Here is a 21,546-nt window from a genome sequence, read left to right as displayed (position 1 = left end):
GTGGCCGGTACCCGGACGGCCGGATCCGCGGGGGCCGACGGTCCGGCGGCCGGTGGCCCGGCCCTCCCCGGGCCCGGCGGCATACCGGGCGCGGGGGTCCCGGCCTCATGGGCGCCCGCCCGCCCGGCGCCCGCCCGGGCCCGGCTGCTCCGCCGGGCGGAAGCGTCGTTCACCCGCGGCTACACCCGGGTCTCGGCGTTCGCCCTCGGCCCGTACCAAACCGCCGTCATACGGATCGGCTTCGCCTTCACCTGGCTGTTCTTCCTGCTGCGGGAGTGGCCTCACCGCCGGGAGCTCTACGGACCCGACTCCCCGTTCAGCTGGGACATGGCCCGCACGCTGACCGACGGCAACCACGCCTTCTCGGTGCTGATGTGGTCGGACAGCACGGCCTGGTTCGAGATCGTCTACGCCCTCTCCATCCTCTCCAGCGCCCTGCTCATGGTCGGCTGGCGCACCCGCACCATGTCCGTACTGTTCATGATCGGCGTGCTGTCACTGCAGAACCGGAGCATCTTCCTGGGGGACGGCGGGGACAACGTCATCCACCTGATGGCCACCTACCTGGTGCTGACCCGGTGCGGACAGGTCTGGTCCCTGGACGCCCGGCGCGCCGCCAGGCAGGCCGTCCGGGAGGGCGACGCGGGGGTGCTCGGGGCTCGACCGCCGCGTGACACCACCGGTGTGCTGCTCTGGGTGACGGCCGGGGCCGCGCTGGCGGTGTCGCAGGCCGTCACCGAGGACCGGCTCCGGCTCACCGCCGACGGGCCCGTACCGGGGCTGGGCTGGGGGATGGTGCTGTGGGGCCTGTGGCTCGTGCAGGGGCTGTGGTGGCTGGCGCGCCACCACGCGCCAGGTGAGCCGCGGGCGGTTCTGAACGCGCTCGCCAACCTGGTCCACAACGGCGCACTGCTGGTGATCATGGCCGAGGTCTGCCTGATCTACGCCACTGCGGGCTGGTACAAGATCCAGGGAACGCGCTGGCAGGACGGCACCGCGCTGTACTACCCGCTGAACCTGGACTACTTCTCCCCCTGGCCGGGACTGGCCGACATGCTCGCCGGCAGCGGTCTCATCGTGATGGTGCTGACCTACGGCACGGTGGCGGTGCAGGTCGCGTTCCCCTTCACGGTGTTCAACCGGCGGATCAAGAACGTACTGCTCGCCGTGATGGTGCTGGAGCACATCGGCATCGCGATCCTGCTGGGCCTCCCCTTCCTGTCGCTGGCCATGATCGCTGCCGACGCGGTGTTCCTCCCGACGGTCTTCCTGATCTGGCTGGGGGGCCGGGTGCGGCGGCTGCGGGAGCGCGTGGTGCCCTTCGGCAGAGCCGGCGGGGCGGTGGTTCCGGCGGCAGGACACGGGCCCGGGGTCCCCGCCCGGCCGCCGGCGGCTCCGCACCATGGCGGCGATGGCCCTACCCTCGTCGGGTGAGCAGTGACACCCGTCCCCATCAGCCGGCGCCTGACGCGCACGGCGATCCGGCACCCGATCCCGCCCCGGAACCCCTCCAGTACGACGAGGGGCACGGCCCGGAGATCGGCGTAGGCCCGCATGGCGCGCCCTGGCCGACCGGGGACCACTACGATCCGGAGCTGCTCGCACAGGGTGACCGCCGTAACGTGGTCGACCGCTACCGCTACTGGACGAAGGAAGCGATCGTCGCCGACCTCGACACCCGGCGCCACGACTTCCACGTCGCCATCGAGAACTGGAGCCACGACTTCAACATCGGCAGTGTGGTCCGTACCGCCAACGCGTTCCTGGCGAGGGAGGTCCACATCGTGGGGCGGCGGCGCTGGAACCGGCGCGGCGCCATGGTCACCGACCGCTACCAGCATCTGCGGCATCACGCCGACACCGCCGACCTGACGGCCTGGGCGGACGCGGAGGGGCTGCCGGTGATCGGCATAGACAACCTGCCGGGCGCGGTGCCCCTGGAGACCACCGACCTGCCGCGCCGCTGCGTCCTGCTTTTCGGCCAGGAGGGTCCCGGGCTCACCGAGGAGGCGCGGAAGCACGCCTCCATGGTGTGCTCGATCGCCCAGTTCGGCTCCACCCGGTCGATCAACGCAGGTGCGGCCGCGGCGATCGCGATGCACAGCTGGGTGCGGTTGCACGCCGTGGGCGACTGAGGGGCCCGGGCGGGTTTCCCCTCCGGATCCGGTCCAGGCCGGAAAGCCGGAGGGAAACCACCGCTGACGGCTCCGGCGGTGCCGGTCCGCCGCTGCGCGGCTACGCCTGCCGGCGCACCTCCACCGTCCGGAACCGGTTCGCCACGAAGGCCCCGTCGCACAGCGCGGAGTTCGCCGCCGGGTTGCCGCCCGAGCCGTGGAAGTCGGAGAAGGCCGCGGTCTGGTTGACGTAGACCCCGCCGGTGAGGTTGAGCGACAGCTGGGCGCACTCCTCCAGGCACGCCTCCTCGACCAGCTTCTCCACCTCGGGTGAGGTGGTGTACGCGCCGACGGTCATCGCGCCCTTGTCCCGGACGGTGCGCCGCAGCAGCGCCACCGCGTCGTCCGCCGAATCGACGGCGACCGCGAAGGACACCGGGCCGAAGCACTCGGTCAGGTAGGCCGCGTCGGCGTCCGGGGTGTCCCACTGCTTACGGGCGCCGTCCTGCTTGACGATCACCGGGGTGCGTACCGTGGCGCCGGGGAAGTCGGGGTGGGTCACGGCGCGGGAGGCCAGCGCCACCTCGCCCAGTTCACCGGCCTTGTCGATGCGCGCACCCACCTGCGGGTTCACGATCGCTCCCAGCAGGGCGTTGGCCCGGACATCGTCGCCCAGCAGGCCGTCGACCGCGGCGGCCAGGTCGGCGACCACCTCGTCGTACGTCTTGCGGCCGGCGTCGGTGGTGATGCCGTCGCGGGGGATGAGCAGGTTCTGCGGGGTGGTGCACATCTGGCCGCTGTAGAGCGAGAGCGAGAACGCCAGATTGCTCAGCATGCCCTTGTAGTCGTCGGTGGAGTCGATGACCACGGTGTTCACGCCGGCCTTCTCGGTGTAGACCTGCGCCTGGCGCGCGTTCGCCTCCAGCCAGTCACCGAACGTGGTCGACCCGGTGTAGTCGATGATGCGGACCTCCGGGCGGGTGGCCAGCGTCTTGGCGATCCCCTCCTCGGGCCGCTCGGCGGCCAGGGCGACCAGGTTCGGGTCGAAGCCCGCCTCGCCCAGGACACCCCGGGCCACCTGCACGGTCAGCGCCAGCGGCAGCACCGCGCGCGGGTGCGGCTTGACCAGGACCGGGTTCCCGGTGGCGAGGGACGCGAAGAGGCCGGGGTAGCCGTTCCAGGTGGGGAAGGTGTTGCAGCCGATCAGCAGGGAGACGCCGCGGGGGACTGCGGTGAAGCCCTTCCGCAGCTGCAGCGGGTCCCGCTTGCCCTGCGGCTTGACCCACTCGGCGTCCGCCGGCGTGCGGGTCTGCTCGGTGTACGCGTACGCGACCGCCTCCATACCGCGGTCCTGGGCGTGCGGGCCGCCGGCCTGGAACGCCATCATGAACGCCTGCCCGCTGGTGTGCATGACGGCGTGGGCGAACTCATGGGTGCGGGCGCTGATCCGGGCCAGGATCTCCAGGCAGACCGCGGCCCGTGCCTCGGGCCCCGCGTCCCGCCAGGCCGCGATCCCGGACTGCATCGCGGGGAGCAGCACGTCGACGTCGACGTGCGGGTACTCCACGCCCAACTCGATGCCGAACGGGGACACTTCACCGCCGGTCCAACCGTCCGTGCCGGGCTGGTCGAGGTCGATCCGGGTGCCGCGGAGCGCGTCGAAGGCCGCCTGCCCCTCGTGTGCGCCGAGGCTGTCGCCCTCGCCGTACGCCTTGGGATGCTCGGGATGAGGGGACCAGTACGCGCGGGTCCGGATCGCGTCCAGGGCCTTGTCGAGAGTGGGGCGGTGCTTCTCGATCAACTGCGCTGTGGTGAGTCCGACGGTCACGACTGACCAACTCCTCGTTGAGCTCCAGGGAAGGGAGCGCCTACCCGGCACTCCGCTGCGGGCCGTCTTGAGGGACGGGTGGGCGGCTGTGGGCCTTCAGGGATAGATTAACCGAACGATCGGTCGGGACAAGGGGGCCTGTCGAAGCTGTGGATAACTTGTCCGGGAGGATGAGCGATATGACTGCGAACGACGACCGGGACCAGAGCCGGGGAATCGCACTGGACAGCACCGTCGCCGTCGTCGGCACAGGCACCATGGGGCAGGGGATCGCCCAGGTCGCACTGCTTGCCGGCCACCCCGTGCGGCTGCACGACGTGGCCCCCGGACGGTCCCGCGCGGCCGCCGACGCGATCATGGCGCGGCTGGACCGGCTGGTCGAGAAGGGGAGGCTTTCCGCCGCCGACCGGGAAGCCGCCGGAAAGCGGCTGCTGCCCGTCGCCGATCTCGCCGCCCTGGCCGACTCCGCCCTGGTCATCGAAGCGATCCTGGAGGAACTCGGCGCCAAGCAGCAGCTGTTCACGGCGCTGGAGTCGGTCGTCGCCGAGGACTGCCTGCTCGCCACCAACACCTCTTCCCTGTCGGTGACCGCCGTCGCGGGCGCGCTGCGGGTGCCCGGCCGCGTCGTCGGCCTGCACTTCTTCAACCCGGCGCCGCTGCTGCCGCTGGTGGAGGTGGTCAGCGGGTTCGCCACCGACCAGACCGCCGCGGACCTGGCGTACCGGACCGTCGCGGGCTGGGGGAAGACGCCGGTGCGCTGCGCGGACACCCCCGGTTTCATCGTCAACCGGGTCGCCCGCCCCTTCTACGCGGAGGCGTTCCGGGTCTACGAGGAGCGGGCCGCCGACCCGGCCACCATCGACGCCGTGCTCCGCGAGTCCGGCGGGTTCAGGATGGGGCCGTTCGAGCTGACCGACCTGATCGGGCAGGACGTCAACGAGGCCGTCACCCGGTCGGTGTGGGAGTCCTTCTTCCACGACCCGAAGTTCACCCCGTCGCTGGCGCAGCGCAGGCTGGTCGAGTCCGGGCTGCACGGCCGCAAGGCCGGTCGCGGCTGGTACGACTACGCCGACGGGGCGCAGCGGCCGGAACCGCACACCGCCGCCCCCGCCCAGCCGCCCGCCTCCGTCGTCGTCCGCGGCACGCTGCCCGGCCCGGCCGCCGAACTGCCCGCGATGATCGAGCGGGCCGGCATCCCGGTCCGGTACAGCGAGGCGGACCGGCCCGGCATGCTGCTGCCCAGCGGTGCCAGGCTCCACCTCGCCGACGGGCAGACCTCGATCGAGTACCACGACGTCGTCTACTTCGATCTCGCACTGGACTACCGCACCGCGACCCGGGTCGCCGTCAGCGCCTCGGAGGACACCGCTCCGGAGCTGCTCCGGGAGGCCGTGGGCCTCTTCCAGGCACTGGGCAAGGACGTCAGCGTGATCGGTGATGTGCCCGGCATGATCGTGGCCCGTACCGTCGCGATGCTGGCGGACTTCGCCACCGACGCCGTGGCCAAGGGCGTCGCCTCCGAAGAGGATGTCGAGACCGCGATGCGGCTCGGGGTCAACTACCCGCGGGGCCCGCTGGCCTGGGGCGCCGAGGTGGGTCACGCCACCGTGTTCGACCTCCTGACCGAGCTGCACAAGCGTTTCCCGACCGGCCGCTACGCGCCCTCGCTCGGCATGATCCGCCGTGCGTACGCGGCAGAGGATGTGGTTCCCTCATGACCATGACGAAGCGCGACACCTACACGCCCGAATCGCTGCTCGCGGTCGCGGTCGAGGTGTTCAACGAGCGCGGCTACGACGGCACGTCGATGGAGCACCTCTCACGCGCTGCCGGAATCTCCAAGTCCTCGATCTACCACCACGTCAAGGGCAAGGAAGAGCTGCTGCGCAGGGCGATAAACCGGGCCCTGGAAGGACTGTTCGGCATCCTCCGGGAGCCGGGCGCGGTCCAGGGCAGGGCGATCGAGCGGCTGGAGTACGTCACCCGGCGGACCACCGAGGTGCTGATCGCGGAGCTGCCGTACGTCACCCTCCTGCTGCGGGTGCGCGGCAACACCGACACCGAGCGCTGGGCGATGGAGCGGCGGCGCGAGTTCGACCACGAGGTGGCCGAACTGCTCCGGCACGCCGCGGCCGAGGGGGACCTCCGTGCCGACGTGGACGCGCGGCTGGCCACCCGGCTGCTGTTCGGCATGATCAATTCGATCGTCGAGTGGTACCGGCCGGGCCGGGGCGGCTCGGCGAGCAGCGAAGAGGTCGCCGAGGCCGTGGTCACGACGGCGTTCGCCGGTCTGCGGACCTGACACGGCGGCGGCCGGCGGGCCGCCGCCGCAGGCTCTCCCGTGCACGCAGGCTCTCCCGTGCACGCAGGCTCTCCCGTGCACGCAGGCTCTCCCGTGCACGCAGGCTCTCCCGTGCACGCAGGCTCTTCCGTGCACGCAGGCTTCCCGCGCGCGCCGGTGTCCAGCCCGTCGACGGTGCTCGTCCGGGTGCCGGGCGGCCGGTGCGGCGCGGCGGCCACCGGGCCGCGGGAGGCACCAGCCCGGCGGCCGAGCTGGGCCGCCGGCACCGGGTCCCGGTCAGAGGTCGGTGGCCAGGTCGGTCTCCTCGAAGACCAGTAGCGTCCGGCTGCTCAGCACGTCCGGGATGGCCTGGATCCGGGTGAGGACCAGCTCGCGCAGCGAGCGGTTGTCCGCCATGTGCACCAGCAGCAGCACGTCGAAGTCCCCGCTGACCAGCGCGATGTGTGCGGCGCCCGGCAGTTTTCGCAGCTCCTCGCGGACCGTCCGCCAGGAGTTCTGCACGATCTTCAGCGTGATGTACGCGGAGGCGCCCTGACCGGCGCGCTCCTGGTCCACCCGCGCCGAGAAACCTCGTATCACGCCGTCGTCGAGCAGGCGGTTCATCCGCGCGTAGGCGTTGGCGCGCGAGACGTGTACCCGCTCGGCGACGGAGCGTATCGAGGCGCGCCCGTCCGTTTGGAGCATGCGCAGGATGTCCCGGTCGATGGCGTCCAGCGGTCGGGCGGGCGGCCGCTCGACGGAGTTGGCCATCTGTTCGTCCTGCATACGGTCCCGCCTCCCCTTCATGGACGCAATGCCTTCATCTCAGGCTGTGGAAAACCGTTTGTCCACAGGCTGCGGACGCCTGTAGCCAAAATGTGCTGACGACCGAACAATCGGTAGGTGAGGACTTACCCGGTCCTCGGGCCTTCACGGGCCCCGTCCCGTCGTTTCCTGCCATCCGTCCAGGAGGTCGCCATGACGGTTCTTGAGCAGCCCGGTGCCTACCGGCCGACTCCCCCGCCCGCTTGGCGGCCGCGCGTCGACCCCGCGCCGCTGCTGCCGGACCCCGAGCCCTTCCGGCTGCTCGGCACCCCGGCCGCCGCCGACATAGATCCCGGCCTGCTGACCCGGCTGTACCAGGAGCTGGTCCGCGGCCGCCGGTACAACACCCAGGCCACCGCCCTCACCAAGCAGGGCCGGCTCGCCGTGTACCCCTCCTCCACCGGGCAGGAGGCATGCCAGGTGGCGGCCGCCATGGTGCTCCAGGAGCGGGACTGGCTCTTCCCCAGCTACCGCGACACCCTGGCGGCCGTGGTCCGCGGCCTGGACCCGGCGCAGGCGCTGACCCTGCTGCGCGGCGACTGGCACAGCGGCTACGACCCGCGCTCGCACCGGATCGCACCGCTGTCCACGCCGCTCGCCACCCAGCTGCCGCACGCGGTCGGGCTCGCCCACGCCGCCCGGCTGAAGGGCGACGACGTGGTGGCGCTGGCGATGGTCGGCGACGGAGGGACCAGCGAGGGCGACTTCCACGAAGCGCTGAACTTCGCGGCGGTCTGGCAGGCGCCGGTGGTCTTCCTCGTCCAGAACAACGGGTTCGCGATCTCCGTGCCGCTGGCCAAGCAGACCGCGGCCCCGTCCCTCGCCCACAAGGCCGTGGGGTACGGCATGCCGGGCCGGCTGGTGGACGGCAACGACGCCGCGGCGGTCCACCAGGTCCTCGACGAGGCGGTCCGGCGGGCGCGTGAGGGCGGCGGGCCCACCCTGGTCGAAGCCATCACGTACCGCGTGGACGCGCACACCAACGCCGACGACGCGACGCGCTACCGCGCGGAGGCGGAGCTCGAGGCCTGGCGGGCGCACGACCCGGTCGCCCTGGTGGAGGCGGAGCTGAAGGGCCGCGACCTGATGGACGACGAAGGCATGGAAGCGGCGCGGCAGGCGGCGGAGGCCATGGCCGCGGCCCTGCGTGAGCAGATGAACGACGACCCGGTGCTGGAGCCGATGGAGCTCTTCGAGCACGTCTACGCGGAGAAGACCGGGCAATTGCGGGAGCAGGCGGCGCAGCTGCGCGCCGAGCTGGACGCGGAGTCCCAGGAGGGGGAGCGATGACCACCGCGGCTGTCGAGACGGCCCGCAAGCCGGCCACCATGGCGCAGGCGCTCAACCGGGCGCTGCGTGACGCGATCGCCGAGGACCCGACGGTGCACGTGCTCGGTGAGGACGTGGGCACGCTCGGCGGGGTCTTCCGGATCACCGACGGGCTGGCCAAGGAGTTCGGCGACGACCGCTGTACGGACACCCCGCTGGCCGAGGCGGGCATCCTGGGCACCGCCGTGGGCATGGCGATGTACGGGCTGCGGCCGGTGGTCGAGATGCAGTTCGACGCCTTCGCCTACCCGGCGTTCGAACAGCTCATCAGCCATGTGTCGCGGATGCGCAACCGCACCCGCGGCGCGCTGCCGATGCCGATCACCATCCGGGTGCCCTACGGCGGCGGCATCGGAGGCGTGGAGCACCACAGCGACTCCTCCGAGGCCTACTACATCGCCACCCCCGGCCTGCACGTGGTCACCCCGGCGACCGTCGCCGACGCCTACGGCATGCTCCGCGAGGCCATCGCCTCCGACGACCCGGTGGTCTTCCTGGAGCCCAAGCGGCTGTACTGGTCCAAGGCCGACTGGTCGGCCGAGGAGCCGGAGCGGGTGGAGCCGATCGGGCGCGCGGTGGTGCGGCGGCACGCCACCGGCGGCGGCAGCCCGGCGACCCTCATCACCTACGGCCCGTCGGTGCCGGTGTGCATGGAGGCGGCCGAGGCGGCGCGCGCCGAAGGCTGGGACCTGGAGGTCGTCGACCTGCGCTCGCTGGTTCCCTTCGACGACGAGACGGTCTGCGCCTCGGTCCGCCGGACCGGCCGTGCGCTGGTGGTCCACGAGGCGGCCGGCTTCGGCGGCCCCGGCGGTGAAATAGCCGCGCGGGTCACCGAGCGCTGTTTCCATCACCTGGAAGCGCCGGTGCTGCGGGTCACCGGTTTCGACATCCCCTATCCGCCGCCGATGGTCGAGCGGCACCATCTGCCGGGGGTGGACCGGGTGCTCGACGCCGTGGGCCGGCTCCAGTGGGAGTCCGAGTGGACGGAAAGGGGTGCCGAGTGATGGCGGTGGTACGCGAATTCGCTCTGCCCGACCTCGGGGAAGGGCTCACCGAGGCGCTGATCGTGCGCTGGCTGGTCGAAGTCGGCGACGTGGTGGCCATCGACCAGCTGGTGGTCGAGGTGGAGACCGCGAAGGCGATGGTCGAGGTGCCGTGCCCGTACGGCGGTGTGGTGACCGCCCGGTTCGGCGAGGAAGGCACCGAGCTTCCGGTGGGGTCGCCCCTGCTGACCGTCGCCGTCCCGGCCTCGGACGGCGAGGCTGACGCCGCCGAGGCACCCGCCGCGGACGCGGCCGCCGCCGGCGCCACGGCAGGTGGCGCCGAGGGCTCGGGCAATGTGCTGGTCGGCTACGGCACCGGTGCCCCGGCAGCCCGGCGGCGCCGGATCCGTCCCTCGGGCGGGCTCGCGCGGAACGGTACCGGGACGTCGGGCCCCGCGGCGGGGCCCGAGGTGGCCACCGGTCCGGGAGCCGTCCCGGCCGGTGCCACCCGGACGGCGTCGCAACCCGCCGGCGGGGCGGCGGCCGGCCGTCCCGCGGGCCACCGGCCCCGCCCGGCAGGAGAGTCCCGCGGGCCGGCTCCGGTCGGCTCCGGCACACCCGACCGGAACGCGCACGGCGGCCCGATCCCCGACGGAGAGCCGGTGCCGGTGATTTCCCCGCTGGTACGGCGGCTCGCCCGCGAACACGGCATCGACCTGCGCGGGCTGCGCGGCAGCGGCCCCGAAGGACTCATCCTGCGGGCCGACGTCGAGCACGCGGCGCGCCAGGCCGCGGAAGGGACGCCGGTGGCGACCGGGGCCGGGACGGCCACCGGGACGCTCGCCGGTACGGCGGCGGCCGGCAGCGGGTCCACCAGTGCGCTCGCCGGAACCGGAGCGCTCACCTCCGCACCGGGTCTGCCCGCGGAAGCGCAACGCATACCGCTGCGCGGGCTGCGCGGGGCGGTCGCGGACAAGCTCACCCGCAGCCGTTCCGAGATCCCCGACGCGACCTGCTGGGTGGACGCCGACGCCACCGAACTGCTGGCGGCACGCGCCGCGATGAACGCCGCGGGCGGCCCCAAGGTGTCACTGCTCGCGCTGCTGGCGCGGATCTGTACCGCGGGGCTGGCACGGTTCCCGGAGCTCAACGCCACCGTGGACCTGGCGGCCCGGGAGATCGTCCGGCTGCCCGGCGTGCACCTCGGCTTCGCCGCGCAGACCGACCGCGGGCTGGTCGTCCCCGTCGTGCGGGACGCGCACACCCTCAACGCCGAACAACTCGGCGCGGAAATGGCGCGGCTGACGGAGGCGGCCCGGGAGGGGCGGCTCAGCCCGGCTCAGCTGACCGGCGGCACCTTCACCCTCAACAACTACGGGGTGTTCGGCGTCGACGGCTCCACCCCGATCATCAACCACCCCGAGGCGGCGATGCTCGGCGTCGGCCGGATAGTCGCCAAACCGTGGGTTCACCAAGGGGAGCTCGCGATACGCCAGGTGGCGCAGTTGTCGTTCACCTTCGACCACCGGGTGTGCGACGGAGGGACCGCCGGCGGGTTCCTGCGGTACGTCGCCGACTGCGTCGAGCAGCCGGCGGTGCTTCTCCGCACCCTGTAGCCCGGGAGGGCGGGTACGGCGGTTGCAGCGCCGGGAAGACGGCCGGGGGCGTCGACGGTGGCGCCCCCGGCTCCCGTCCCCTGGCCGGTTCGGCACGGTGGCTTCCGGCTTGGGGCCCGGGTCTCCCTGGGGTGTTCCCCTGCTTGGTGCCGGGCGGCTTCAGGTGGCTCCGGGCGGCTCCGGGTGTGGCCTCGGGCTCGTGCGGGGTGCCGTGGCCAGGTGGCCGGGCGACGCTCGGACCATGTCCGGCTCAAGCGTGTGACGGGCCTCCAGGTCGTTCGTCGGCTCCGGGTCATGGCCGGCGGTCGGACCGTGTCCGCGCATGGGGTACACGGCCGTTCTCCGGGGCGTTCGCCGGGTTGGGGCACGTGGTCTGCCCGGGGGCGTTCTCCCACTCGGGGCCGGACGGCTCCGCGCTTGTGTGGTGGCTTCGGTGGGTGGGAGAGAACGACCGCGGGGCGGGGGTCCACGCGGGGACAGCCGGGGTCGGCGGCCGTTCTCGGGGGCCGGTGGCCATACTCATGGGATGAGCGCGGGTGGATATGACGCGGTGGTCCTCGCGGGCGGTGCGGCTCGGCGGCTCGGCGGCGCCGACAAGCCCGGCCTGAGTGTCGGCGGCCTCGCCCTCCTGGACCGGGTGCTCGGGGCCTGTGCCGATGCCACCGAGACGGTCGTGGTCGGGCCGAGACGGCCTACCGTGCGCGCGGTGCGGTGGGAGCGGGAGACACCGCCGGGCGGCGGCCCGCTGGCCGCGCTCGGCGCGGGGCTGCGCGGGGTCACCGAACCCGTGGTCGTGGTGCTCTCCGCGGACCTGCCGTTCCTCACCGGGCAGACCGTGGCGGCGTTGCGGGCCGGACTCGTGGACAGCGGCGTCGACGGCCTGCTGCTCACGGACGAGGCCGGGCGGGACCAGCCGCTGGTCGCCGCGTACCGCACCGAGCCCCTCCACCGGGAGCTGGCGTTGCTGGCCACCGAGCACGGCAGCCTGGCCGGGCTTCCGCTCCGGCTGCTCACCACCGAGCTGGCGGTCGGTCGCCTCCACCACCCCACCGCCTCATTCGACTGCGACACCTGGGAGGACATCGGAGCGGCCCGCGCGCGGATCAGGGAGCATGGGCATGTGCTGGATGAATGGATCACCGCAGTCAAGACCGAACTCGGCATCGACCTGGACGTCGACACGGCCGGTCTGCTCGATCTCGCCCGTGACGCGGCGCATGGCGTGGCGCGGCCCGCGGCGCCGCTGACCACGTTCCTGGTGGGTTATGCGGCCGCCCAGCGAGGTGGCGGCCCGGAGGCGCTGGCGGAGGCGATGCGCAAGGCAAATGTGCTGGCCGCCCGCTGGGCCGAGGAGAGCGGCTCACCGGAGCGGTCGGCGGAATGACCGGGCGGGAGCGGGACATGGACCGTGAGGTCGACCAGGCGCTGGCGATCGCCAACGAGGGTCGCCGCCGTACGAGCCGTCCGCCCGCTCTGGGGAGCGAGGGGCGCGGGGCAGGGTCCGGAGCCGAGTACGCCGGCGGCGTGTACGACCATGGCGCGCCCGAGCAGCGGTCCCCCCACCACGGCGCGTGCGACCAAGAGGCGTACCACCCTTCAGCGCCGCCCCGCTCCCGCGCGCGCGACAGGAGCGCCTACCCGGACGGCGCCGAGGAGACGAGCGCGCCGGACGGAGCGCGTGCCGGTGCCTCGGGCCCCACCTATGTCGGCTGGGACCCGTGGGGTGCGCAGGACGACGTCGACACGAGCCGGGAGCGCTCCCGGCGGGACCCCTGGGGAGACGCGCCGGATCCCTGGGCGGATACCCGGTCCGGTCGTGGCGCGGCCGCGAGCGGTTCGGGCGACGTCGTCCAAACCCCTCGTTCCGGCGGCCGCCGGTCGGTAGCCGGGCACGAGGACGCCGGGAGCCGGCCCGCGGCCGAGGGCTCGGCCGCACGGCCGGTACCGGCACCGGACACCGCCCGGGAGCCGACGGTGGAGGCGAGCCCCGGGTCCGGCCCGGTCTCCGGCCGTGATGGCGAATCCGGTACCGGTGCCGGGACCGGCGCGGCTGCCGGTGCCGGCACCCGTTCGCGGGCCGGCTCCGGGAACGGCGCCGGTTCGGGTACTCGGAGCGGCTCGGTTTCCGGTACCGGGTACGGCCGTGGTCGTGGCCGTGGCCGCGGTGCCGGGCGGAGCGCGCCGGAGACCTCGCGCGCCGCGGAGTCGCGTGCCGTGGAGCCCCGCGCCGCGGAGCCCCGGGGTGCGGAGCCCCGGGGTGCGGGCGGTGCGGAGGACGGTCCGGGTCGCGACGGCTCGGGCGCCGGTCGTATCGGGAACGGTTCGGTGGGTATCGGCGAGGGTGTGAGGGCTGGAGGCGGAGCAGGCGCCGAGCGTCCCGGAAGCCACGGAGACGACCGCGGTGGAGGGGACCGGAATGGGAAGCGGAACGGCGGCGATTGTGACAGGGAGGCCCCGGCTCGTCTGCGCCCCGTGGAGTGGGTGGTGGCCCGGGACATCGCGGCCCGTGCGGCGGTCCGCGCCCCGGCGCAGCCGGTGGTACGGCCCCTCGCCGACGCTCTCGGCCATGTGCTGGCCGCCCCGTTGACCGCGCTCACCGATCTGCCGTCCTTCGACACCTCGGCCATGGACGGATGGGCGGTCGCGGGCCCCGGCCCATGGCGGGTGGCCGCGGGCGGGAGCGCCGTTCTTGCCGGGCACGCGACCGCCGGTCCGCTCTCCGACGGGCACGCCGTGCGGATCGCCACCGGCGCCCGGGTGCCGTCGGGCGCCACGGCCGTACTGCGCAGTGAGCACGGCGTGTTCGACCAGGACCGCGACCCGGAACCCGGCCCCGTCCCGGGCCGGGGCGCCGACCAGCGCTGGGACCGCGCCCCCGACCAGGACCGTGACCCCGACCAGGACTCCGACCAGGACTGCGGCCCCGACCAGGGCTCCGACCAGGACCGCGACCAGGACTGCGGCCCCGACCGGGGCCAGGGCCAGGACCGGGGCCAGGACCGCGACCGGGGCCGTGCGGTCGCGGGGAAGGACGGGGGCGATGCCGGCCTGAGGCCCGGTGCCGATGTTCCGGGGGCGGGCCTGCTGCGCGCCGACCGGGCGCACCCGGTGCTGCAGGGGCAGGACATCAGGCCCCGCGGCCAGGAGTGCCGGACCGGGGACGTGCTGCTGCCCGCGGGTGCGGTGGTGACCCCGGCCGTGCTGGGGCTGGCCGCCGCGGCCGGTTATGACCGGCTGGCCACGGCCGCGCGGCCCCGGGTGGAGGTGCTGGTCCTGGGCGACGAGCTGCTCACGTCCGGCCTGCCCCGGGACGGCCGGATCCGGGACGCACTCGGTCCGATGCTCGGCCCGTGGCTGTCGGCCCTCGGTGCCGAGCTGGTGGCGAGCCGCCATGTCACCGACGACGCCGACGCGTTGTACGAGGCCGTCTCCGGTTCCACGGCAGACCTGGTGATCACCACCGGGGGGACCGCTTCGGGCCCGGTCGACCATGTGCATCCGACGCTGCGCCGAGTCGGCGCCGAACTGCTCGTCGACGGGGTGGCGGTGCGGCCCGGTCACCCGATGCTGCTGGCCCGGCTGGCGCCGGGCCGCCATCTGGTCGGCCTGCCGGGGAACCCGCTGGCGGCCGTATCGGGACTGCTGACGCTGGCGGAGCCGCTGTTGTGCGGCCTGACGGGCCGGGGCGAGGCCGCGCTCCGGACGGCCCGGCTGGCCGCGCCGGTCTCCGGGCACCCGCGGGACACCCGGCTGGTCCCGGTCGTCCAGGGCGGCGGACGCGGTGGCTCCGGGCAGTGGGGGGAGCGGGCCGCGACGGGCCGCCGTGGCGATCCCGGCGGCTCGGAGGCGGTTCCGCTCCGCTTCAACGGGCCCGCCATGCTGCGCGGGGTCGCCGCCGCGGACTCCGTCGCGGTCATTCCACCCGGCGGTGCCGACCACGGTGCCGAGGTCGAGACGCTCGGCCTGCCCTGGGCAACCCGGACGGCCCCGGTGACGTCCTCCTTCGAGTGGACCGGGCTCGCGGAAGCGGGCACCGCCGCCACTGATCCCGCCGCCGCCCCTTCGACCGGAGAGTCCGCGTGAAGCTGCCCCCACAGGACGCGGCGGCTCGCGTCCCCGAGGCCCACGGTCACCGGGTGCAGTTGCCCAGCTTCAGTGTGGGTCCGCTGGTCCAGGTGTTCAGACGGCTGCTCATGGCCCTCACGGTCATGGTCACGACGGTGACCCTGGTCTACGTCGACCGCCGCGGCTACCACGACAACGCCGACGACTCCGTCGACCTGCTGGACGCCATCTACTACTCGACCGTCACCCTGTCGACGACCGGCTACGGCGACATCGTCCCGCACAGTGACAGTGCGCGGCTGGTCAACGTCCTGCTCATCACTCCGCTGCGGGTGCTCTTCCTGATCATTCTGGTCGGCACCACCCTGGAGGTGCTCACCACGCGCACGCGTGAGCAGCTCCGTCTCAACCGCTGGAGATCCACCTTGCGCGATCACACCGTTGTCGTCGGGTTCGGCACCAAGGGCCGGTCCGCCGTACAGACCCTGTGCGCCACCGGCCTGCCCAGGGAGCGGGTCGTCATCGTCGACCCGAGTCAGAAGGTGATAGACGCCGCCAACGCCGAGGGGTTCGTCGGCGTCATAGGGGACGCGACCCGCAGCGATGTGCTGCTGCGCGCGGAGGCGCAGCGCGCCCGTCAGTTCATCATCGCGACACAGCGGGACGACACCGCGGTGCTCGTCACCCTCACCGCCCGGCAGCTGAACCGGGGCGCCAACATCGTGGCCGCCGTACGCGAGGAGGAGAACGCCCCGCTGCTGCGGCAGTCCGGCGCCGACGCGGTGATCACCAGTGCCAGCGCGGCCGGCCGGCTGCTCGGCATGAGCGTGCTGAGCCCGAGCGCCGGTGCGGTCATCGAGGACCTGATCCAGCAGGGCAGCGGGCTGGACCTGGTGGAGCGGACCGTGGTGAAGGCCGAGGTGGGCAAGTCGGTGCGGGAGACGGACGACTTGGTGGTCTCGGTACTGCGGGGCCATCGGCTGCTGGGCTACGACGACCCCGAGGCCAGCCCGCTGCAGGCCACCGACCGACTGGTCACGATCGTCCGCGCGCAGCGACCGGCCGGCGAATAGCGGGCTGCCGGACGGGGAGCGGAGCCGTCCGGAGCCCCGGCCCGCTTGGCCTGTCCGCCCGTGAGCCGGGCGGACCGCGAGCCGGGTGGGCCGCGAGCCGGGTGGGCCGGGCGGGAGCCGACGAAATCCGGCTCCGGGCCCCGCCCTGGTCCCGGTCCCGGTCCCGGTCCGAGCCCGGGTGGGCCCGGACCTGATGATCGGCGGAGCGGTGGCCCCGGCCGGGAGTAGCCTCGTCGGCATGCATGCGATCACCATCCCTGAACCCGGCGGTCCGGAAGCCCTGATGTGGGCCGAAGTCCCCGACCCCGTCCCCGGCGAGGGCGAGGTGCTGGTCGAGGTCGTGGCCAGCGCCGTCAACCGGGCCGATGTGCTCCAGCGCCAGGGTTTCTACAACCCGCCGCCCGGCTCCTCCCCCTACCCCGGCCTGGAGTGCGCGGGGCGGATCGCCGCTCTCGGCCCCGGGGTGACGGGCTGGGCCGTCGGGGACGAGGTGTGCGCGCTGCTGGTGGGCGGCGGGTATGCGGAGAAAGTCGCCGTGCCGGCAGGCCAGTTGCTGACCGTCCCGACCGGCCTGGACCTGGTGACCGCCGCGTCGCTGCCCGAAGTGACCTGCACCGTCTGGTCCAACGTGTTCATGTCGGCGCATCTGCGCCCGGGGGAGACCCTGTTGGTGCACGGCGGATCGAGCGGCATCGGCACCATGGCCATCCAGCTCGCGAAGGCCATGGGCGCCCGGGTGGCGGTGACCGCGGGCAGCGCGGAGAAACTGGCGGCCTGCCGCGAGCTGGGCGCCGACATCCTCATCGACTACCGCAAGCAGGACTTCGTGGAGGAGCTCCGCGAGGCCACCGACGGTGCGGGCGCCGACGTGATCCTCGACATCATGGGCGCCAAGTACCTCGACCGGAACGTCAACGCCCTGGCGGTGAACGGGCGTCTGGTCATCATCGGTCTGCAGGGCGGCACTCGCGCCGAGCTGAACCTGAGCGCCCTGCTCGGCAAGCGCTGCGCGGTCCTCGGCACGACCCTGCGCCGTCGGCCGCTGGAGGAGAAGGCGGCGATCGTCGCGGCGGTGCAGGAGCATGTGTGGCCGCTGATCGCGGACGGCCGGGTGCGCCCCATCGTCGACCGGACGATCCCGATGCGGGACGCCTCCGAGGCGCATGAGGTCATCGAGGCCAGTGAGCACGTGGGCAAGGTGCTGCTGACGCTTGCCTGAGCCGATGGGCGGCCGGTGCCGGTGCCGGCGGGCGGCCGGTGCCGGTGGCCGATGGGCGGCTGGGCCGGCAGGCGGTCGGTGGCGGTGCCGGTGAGTGGTCGGTGACCACGAGCGGTCGGTGCCGGTGAGTGGTCGGGGCCCGGTTCGCGCGCCTCCTTGGCTCACGCAGGGCCTTGGTTCGCGCCGGGCCTCGGTTCGCGCGGGCGAGGCCCTGGCTCGCGCCGGGTCTCGGCAGCGGGCTCCGGGCCCGCTCCGGTCACCCACCGTCACTCCACACCCCCATCGTCACTCCACGCCCCTGCTGTCACTCCACGCACCCGTGGGCACCCTGCGGCGCACCCACGGGCACCCCGCGGCTCGACGCCCCGCCCCACCGCCCACGAACCCCACCCCCAGCACCACCCCTCACCAGGCATGTCGCAGTCCCCGGCAGGTTCTGTCTCGGGTGGTCCCGGGGCCCGCAGTGGTTGCTCGTTGCCGGCCGTGATTCGGTGCTCGGCGTACGGTTCGCACGCCTGTGGTCCAAGATGCCGGGTCTGCTCCCTCGTGTGACGCTGTATCCGTCACACGGTGGCTCGGCTTGGGAGGGATTCGGTCGTGGCTGCAGCGTTTGGTTCGCATCTGGCGGTCGGTTTGCTGACCGCCGTTCTCTCGCTCTCCGCTCCGGTTCCCGCCGCCGCCGGTGGCCATGGCCGGTTGCCGGTCCCGCCCGCCCCGTCCGACGCCGGAGGTTTTCCCGGCTTCCGTCATCCGCACCGGTCCCCCGGGCCCGGGCAGCAACCGCCGCCGCCGACCCGGCCCGGGCCGGGAGGCGAGACCGCGCCGCAACTGCCGCCGGAGGCCGGTCCGGACGGGGAGCCGCCCCCCGGCCGGGGCCCGTGGGACGACTGGCCGCCGCCGGTCGGCGAACCCTCCGACGACCCCGGCTCCGCCGCTCCCGGCCCTTCGGAACCGGCCCCGGCCGATCCCTCACCGGCCCCCTCGGAACCCCTGGGCCCGGCCGACGCTGCCGGCGACCACTCCGGCGCCGCGGGGTCCGCGGTCCCGGCGTCCCACCAGGACGCCCCGGTCGCCCTTCCGCTGGCCACTCCGTCCCCGTCCGCCTCGGCGGACGCCCAGCCGCCCGGGCGGTTTCCGCAACCGCCGCCGGGCGAGCGGCACATGGTGCGCCCGCGCCCCCTGGAGTCGGCCCAGCGCATCGTCCGTGCCCGGGCTTCGGCCAGGCCGTCGGTGCCCGCCGCCCCGCCGCCGTACGCGCACGACCGGGCGGCGGACCGGCTGACCGAACAGGCCGCGCGGACGGTGGCGGAGGAGGCCCGGGCGGACGCGGCGAAGCCGCCCGGCCGGGTGATGCGGGTGCTGCCGCTCGGCACCGGTATGGCGCTCACCGGAGTGGGCCTGGCCTTCATCGGGCTTCGCCTCAGACGGAGCTGAACGTCCTGTCACGCGGAGCTGATCGTCCCGACAGACGGAGCGGACCGTCCCCCTCAGACGGAGCGGACCGTCCCCCTCAGACGGAGCGGACCGTCCCCCTCAGACGGAGCGGACCGTCCCCCTCAGACGGAGCTGACCGCCTTCCTCAGACAGAGCTGATCGTCCCGACAGACGGAGCCGACCGTCCCCCTCAGACGGAGCCAACCGTCTTCCTCGGGCGAGCCGACCATCCCCCCAGACTGAGCCGACCGTCCCAGTGGCCCCTCGTGTCCCCATCGATACCCGGGGCCACCGGCGGGATCGTCCACCGGTGCGAGAGAATGACCACATGAACCAGCCGATGAACGAACGGTCGCAGGAGAACCCGCACGTCCTGGTCGTCGGCCCGGACGGGATGGCCCTGGGCGGCTCCGGCGCCGGCGGCGACGAGGAGCCGCGCGAACTGCCTGTGACGGACATGGTCGAACAGCCCGCGAAGGTCATGCGCATCGGCAGCATGATCAAGCAGCTGCTGGAGGAAGTCAGGGCGGCGCCTCTGGACGAGGCCAGCCGGGTGCGGCTCAAGGAGATCCACGCCAGTTCGGTGAAGGAACTGGAGGACGGTCTGGCCCCCGAGCTCATCGAGGAGCTGGAGCGTCTGTCGCTGCCCTTCACCGATGAAGCGGTGCCCACGGAGGCGGAGCTGCGGATCGCGCAGGCGCAGCTGGTCGGCTGGCTGGAGGGGCTGTTCCACGGCATTCAGACGGCGCTCTTCGCCCAGCAGATGGCGGCTCGCGCGCAGCTGGAGCAGATGCGCCGGGCGCTGCCGCCCGGCATGGGGGGCGGCGATGACCAGGAGCACGGCCCGCAGGGCGGCGCCCGCTCCGGCCCCTACCTCTGAGCCGGCCGCTCCGGCCGGTACCTCTGAGCCGGCCGCTCCGGCCCCTCCCCCTGAGCCGGCCACTCCGGCCGTTCTCCCCTGACCGTTCCCCGCACGCGGCGGGGCCCGGCGCGCTTCACACAGCGTGCCGGGCCCGCCGCGTGCGGCGTTCCCGGGGCCCCGCGGGCCCCGGGGCTGCTCAGGAACCCGACGGCATGCCGGTGGAAACGGTCAGCTCGATGGTCTCGGTGTCCGGGTCGTAGGCGTCGTCGTACCCCTTGTGGGAGTAGTCGATCACCGCGCCCTTGCCGAAGGTGTTCTCGTCGTAGGGGACGACCTTGTACTTCCAGCCGGCCGCCTTGATGCACTCCTTCACCGAGTCCACGTGGAGGTTGGTGAAGTCCGGCAGGTTGTAGGCGCCCGGTTCGTCGTACGCCTCGTTGGCGTCGGTGCACTTCTCCGGGCTGATCACATGGGTCTTGATGTCCGTGCCGGGGTTGAAGCCGGGCGGCGTGGTGGCGGAGGAGGTGGGCTTCTTGTCGTCGTCCGCCTTGTCGTCCGAGCCGCCGCCCCCGCCGCTGACCGCTATCGCGACGATCACGCCGATGACCGCCAGCGCGGCGACCACCGCCGAGCCGATGATCACCTTCTTGTTGCCGTTGTCCCCGCCGGAGCCGCCGCCGGACCCCGTCAGGGTGGACGCGCCGGTGTTGTACGAGGGGTAGGGCGGCGGGGTGCCGGCCCCGGTGTTGTACGACGGGCCGGGCGCCGGGGTGGCGTACGGCTGCTGGGGGGCGCCCGGCGGCGGGGTGGACGGACCGAAGCCGCCCGGGTACTGACCGGCACCGGACGGCTGGTACGGCGTCTGCACGCCCTGGGCCCCCGGCGCCGGGGTGTCCACCGGGGGGAAGACCGCGGAGCTGACCCCGGCCCCGCTGCGGGCCGGCGGTCCGCCGGTGATGATGATCGGGGAGGCGCCGGTCTGGCCGGTGCGGCTGACCCGCGCGCACTCGTCGCGCATCGCCTCGGCGGTGGGGAACCGCTCGTTCGGGTTCTTCTTGAGGGCCCGGGCCACCAGGGCGTCCACCGCGGGCGGCACGGCCTGGTTGATGGTCGACGGGGCGACCGGCTCCTCCTGGACGTGCGCGTACGCGATGGCCAGCGGCGAGTCCGCGTCGAACGGCAGCCGGCCGGTCAGCAGCTCGAAGAGCATGATGCCGACCGAGTACAGGTCGCTGCGGGCGTCCACGCCGCGGCCCAGCGCCTGCTCCGGGGAGAGGTACTGCGGGGTGCCGACGACCATGCCGGTCTGCGTCATGGAGGTGACGCCGGACTGCATGGCGCGGGCGATGCCGAAGTCCATCACCTTGACCACACCGCGCTTGGTCATCATCACGTTGCCCGGCTTGATGTCGCGGTGCACCAGGCCCATCTCGTGGCTGACCTCGAGGGCCGCCAGCACATCGCCGGTGATCTTCAGGGCCTTGTCGGCGGGCATCGCGCCGTACTGCCGGACGTCCGCGTCGAGTACCGAGCGCAGCGGGTGGCCCTCGACGTACTCCATGATGATGTACGGCATCAGGGAGCCGTCGATCTCGTCCTCGCCGGTGTCGAAGACCGAGACGATGTTGGTGTGGGAGAGCTTGGCGACGGCCTGCGCCTCGCGCCGGAACCGCTCCCGGAAGGACTGTTCCCGGCCGAGTTCGGTGTGCAGGGTCTTGATGGCGACCTGGCGGTCCAGCGCGGTGTCGTACGCGAGGTGCACGGAGGCCATGCCGCCCTCACCGAGGAGGTCCTGCAACTGGTAGCGGCCGCCGCCGATCGACTGGCCCGCGTAGCGGCCCTGTGCGCCGTGCTGGCTCATTGTTTTGCTTCCCCCTCGGCGCACTGCCGTCACGCATGGATCCGCGCGTTGATCGA

At 73.4% G+C, this 21,546-nt stretch carries 16 protein-coding genes; 13 read left to right on the top strand and 3 right to left on the bottom strand.

The annotated features are described in order from the left end of the window. Together ACH4B3_RS13650 and ACH4B3_RS13645 are read left to right on the top strand one after the other, a co-directional pair. Entirely contained in the window at positions 1–1,434 is a 1,434-nt protein-coding gene (locus tag ACH4B3_RS13650; RefSeq protein ID WP_398462993.1) for an HTTM domain-containing protein, read from the top strand. Further along, positions 1,431–2,135, top strand: a complete 705-nt coding sequence (locus ACH4B3_RS13645) for a TrmH family RNA methyltransferase (RefSeq protein ID WP_398462992.1) — start codon at positions 1,431–1,433, stop codon at positions 2,133–2,135. The genes ACH4B3_RS13650 and ACH4B3_RS13645 overlap by 4 nt, the downstream gene beginning before the upstream one ends. 100 nt (positions 2,136–2,235) lie before the next feature. On the opposite strand, the gene paaN is transcribed toward ACH4B3_RS13645, so the two are convergent. After that, positions 2,236–3,942 (bottom strand): phenylacetic acid degradation protein PaaN, encoded by a 1,707-nt coding sequence (gene paaN, locus ACH4B3_RS13640; RefSeq protein ID WP_398462991.1) that lies wholly within the window; start codon positions 3,940–3,942, stop codon positions 2,236–2,238. 179 nt (positions 3,943–4,121) lie between these two features. Here paaN and ACH4B3_RS13635 point away from each other — a divergent pair, with 179 nt between their 5' ends. Both ACH4B3_RS13635 and ACH4B3_RS13630 read left to right on the top strand, forming a co-directional pair. Continuing rightward, complete coding sequence (locus ACH4B3_RS13635) at positions 4,122–5,660, top strand: 3-hydroxyacyl-CoA dehydrogenase (RefSeq protein ID WP_398462990.1); 1,539 nt, start codon at positions 4,122–4,124, stop codon at positions 5,658–5,660. Beyond that, a complete protein-coding gene (locus ACH4B3_RS13630; protein WP_398462989.1) occupies positions 5,657–6,244 on the top strand; it encodes a TetR/AcrR family transcriptional regulator in 588 nt (195 codons plus the stop codon). The genes ACH4B3_RS13635 and ACH4B3_RS13630 overlap by 4 nt, the downstream gene beginning before the upstream one ends. Positions 6,245–6,520: 276 nt before the next feature. Here the strand turns inward: ACH4B3_RS13630 and ACH4B3_RS13625 are convergent, their stop codons facing one another. Beyond that, complete coding sequence (locus ACH4B3_RS13625; RefSeq protein WP_398462988.1) at positions 6,521–7,009, bottom strand: Lrp/AsnC family transcriptional regulator; 489 nt, start codon at positions 7,007–7,009, stop codon at positions 6,521–6,523. A 192-nt stretch (positions 7,010–7,201) separates the two neighbouring features. Here ACH4B3_RS13625 and pdhA point away from each other — a divergent pair, with 192 nt between their 5' ends. From pdhA to ACH4B3_RS13580, 9 genes are all read left to right on the top strand, one after another. Further along, the gene (pdhA, locus tag ACH4B3_RS13620; protein ID WP_398462987.1) at positions 7,202–8,338 is read left to right on the top strand and encodes a pyruvate dehydrogenase (acetyl-transferring) E1 component subunit alpha; all 1,137 of its coding nucleotides are present in this window, start codon (positions 7,202–7,204) and stop codon (positions 8,336–8,338) included. Then, the gene (locus ACH4B3_RS13615; RefSeq protein WP_398462986.1) at positions 8,335–9,381 is read left to right on the top strand and encodes an alpha-ketoacid dehydrogenase subunit beta; all 1,047 of its coding nucleotides are present in this window, start codon (positions 8,335–8,337) and stop codon (positions 9,379–9,381) included. Before pdhA ends, ACH4B3_RS13615 begins: the two co-directional genes overlap by 4 nt. Then, positions 9,381–10,976 carry a dihydrolipoamide acetyltransferase family protein gene (locus ACH4B3_RS13610; RefSeq protein WP_398462985.1) on the top strand — a complete coding sequence of 532 codons (1,596 nt, stop codon included), beginning with the start codon at positions 9,381–9,383 and terminating at the stop codon, positions 10,974–10,976. The genes ACH4B3_RS13615 and ACH4B3_RS13610 overlap by 1 nt, the downstream gene beginning before the upstream one ends. Before the next feature lie 526 nt (positions 10,977–11,502). Then, positions 11,503–12,360 carry a DUF6457 domain-containing protein gene (locus ACH4B3_RS13605; protein WP_398462984.1) on the top strand — a complete coding sequence of 286 codons (858 nt, stop codon included), beginning with the start codon at positions 11,503–11,505 and terminating at the stop codon, positions 12,358–12,360. A gap of 1,088 nt (positions 12,361–13,448) precedes the next feature. Continuing rightward, positions 13,449–15,059, top strand: a complete 1,611-nt coding sequence (locus tag ACH4B3_RS13600; RefSeq protein ID WP_398462983.1) for a molybdopterin molybdotransferase MoeA — start codon at positions 13,449–13,451, stop codon at positions 15,057–15,059. After that, the gene (locus tag ACH4B3_RS13595; protein ID WP_398462982.1) at positions 15,056–16,114 is read left to right on the top strand and encodes a potassium channel family protein; all 1,059 of its coding nucleotides are present in this window, start codon (positions 15,056–15,058) and stop codon (positions 16,112–16,114) included. Before ACH4B3_RS13600 ends, ACH4B3_RS13595 begins: the two co-directional genes overlap by 4 nt. A gap of 238 nt (positions 16,115–16,352) precedes the next feature. Continuing rightward, positions 16,353–17,333, top strand: a complete 981-nt coding sequence (locus tag ACH4B3_RS13590; RefSeq protein WP_398462981.1) for an NAD(P)H-quinone oxidoreductase — start codon at positions 16,353–16,355, stop codon at positions 17,331–17,333. Positions 17,334–18,494: 1,161 nt separating this feature from the next. Further along, the gene (locus ACH4B3_RS13585) at positions 18,495–18,767 is read left to right on the top strand and encodes a hypothetical protein (protein WP_398462980.1); all 273 of its coding nucleotides are present in this window, start codon (positions 18,495–18,497) and stop codon (positions 18,765–18,767) included. A 328-nt stretch (positions 18,768–19,095) separates the two neighbouring features. After that, entirely contained in the window at positions 19,096–19,647 is a 552-nt protein-coding gene (locus ACH4B3_RS13580; protein WP_398462979.1) for a bacterial proteasome activator family protein, read from the top strand. 178 nt (positions 19,648–19,825) lie between these two features. Here ACH4B3_RS13580 and ACH4B3_RS13575 read toward each other — a convergent pair whose 3' ends face one another. Next, positions 19,826–21,490: a protein kinase gene (locus ACH4B3_RS13575; RefSeq protein WP_398462978.1), complete on the bottom strand. Its 1,665-nt coding sequence runs from the start codon at positions 21,488–21,490 to the stop codon at positions 19,826–19,828. Positions 21,491–21,546: the final 56 nt, after the last annotated feature.

This window comes from Streptomyces sp. NPDC018031 (assembly GCF_044327625.1).
GTDB lineage: Bacteria > Actinomycetota > Actinomycetes > Streptomycetales > Streptomycetaceae > Streptomyces.
The sequence above is the reverse complement of the archived record's forward strand: the minus strand, read 5'-3'. Positions and strand labels throughout refer to the sequence as shown.

Excerpts from the sequence above, each read along its gene's own strand:
- ACH4B3_RS13615 (WP_398462986.1), top strand. The coding sequence starts at position 8,335 with ATGACCACCGCGGCTGTCGAGACGGCCCGCAAGCCGGCCACCATGGCG.
- ACH4B3_RS13610 (WP_398462985.1), top strand. The coding sequence starts at position 9,381 with ATGGCGGTGGTACGCGAATTCGCTCTGCCCGACCTCGGGGAAGGGCTC.
- ACH4B3_RS13605 (WP_398462984.1), top strand. The coding sequence starts at position 11,503 with ATGAGCGCGGGTGGATATGACGCGGTGGTCCTCGCGGGCGGTGCGGCT.
- ACH4B3_RS13630 (WP_398462989.1), top strand. The coding sequence starts at position 5,657 with ATGACCATGACGAAGCGCGACACCTACACGCCCGAATCGCTGCTCGCG.
- ACH4B3_RS13575 (WP_398462978.1), bottom strand. The coding sequence starts at position 21,490 with ATGAGCCAGCACGGCGCACAGGGCCGCTACGCGGGCCAGTCGATCGGC.
- ACH4B3_RS13585 (WP_398462980.1), top strand. The coding sequence starts at position 18,495 with ATGGTGCGCCCGCGCCCCCTGGAGTCGGCCCAGCGCATCGTCCGTGCC.
- ACH4B3_RS13580 (WP_398462979.1), top strand. The coding sequence starts at position 19,096 with ATGAACCAGCCGATGAACGAACGGTCGCAGGAGAACCCGCACGTCCTG.
- pdhA (WP_398462987.1), top strand. The coding sequence starts at position 7,202 with ATGACGGTTCTTGAGCAGCCCGGTGCCTACCGGCCGACTCCCCCGCCC.
- ACH4B3_RS13625 (WP_398462988.1), bottom strand. The coding sequence starts at position 7,009 with ATGCAGGACGAACAGATGGCCAACTCCGTCGAGCGGCCGCCCGCCCGA.
- ACH4B3_RS13590 (WP_398462981.1), top strand. The coding sequence starts at position 16,353 with ATGCATGCGATCACCATCCCTGAACCCGGCGGTCCGGAAGCCCTGATG.
- ACH4B3_RS13635 (WP_398462990.1), top strand. The coding sequence starts at position 4,122 with ATGACTGCGAACGACGACCGGGACCAGAGCCGGGGAATCGCACTGGAC.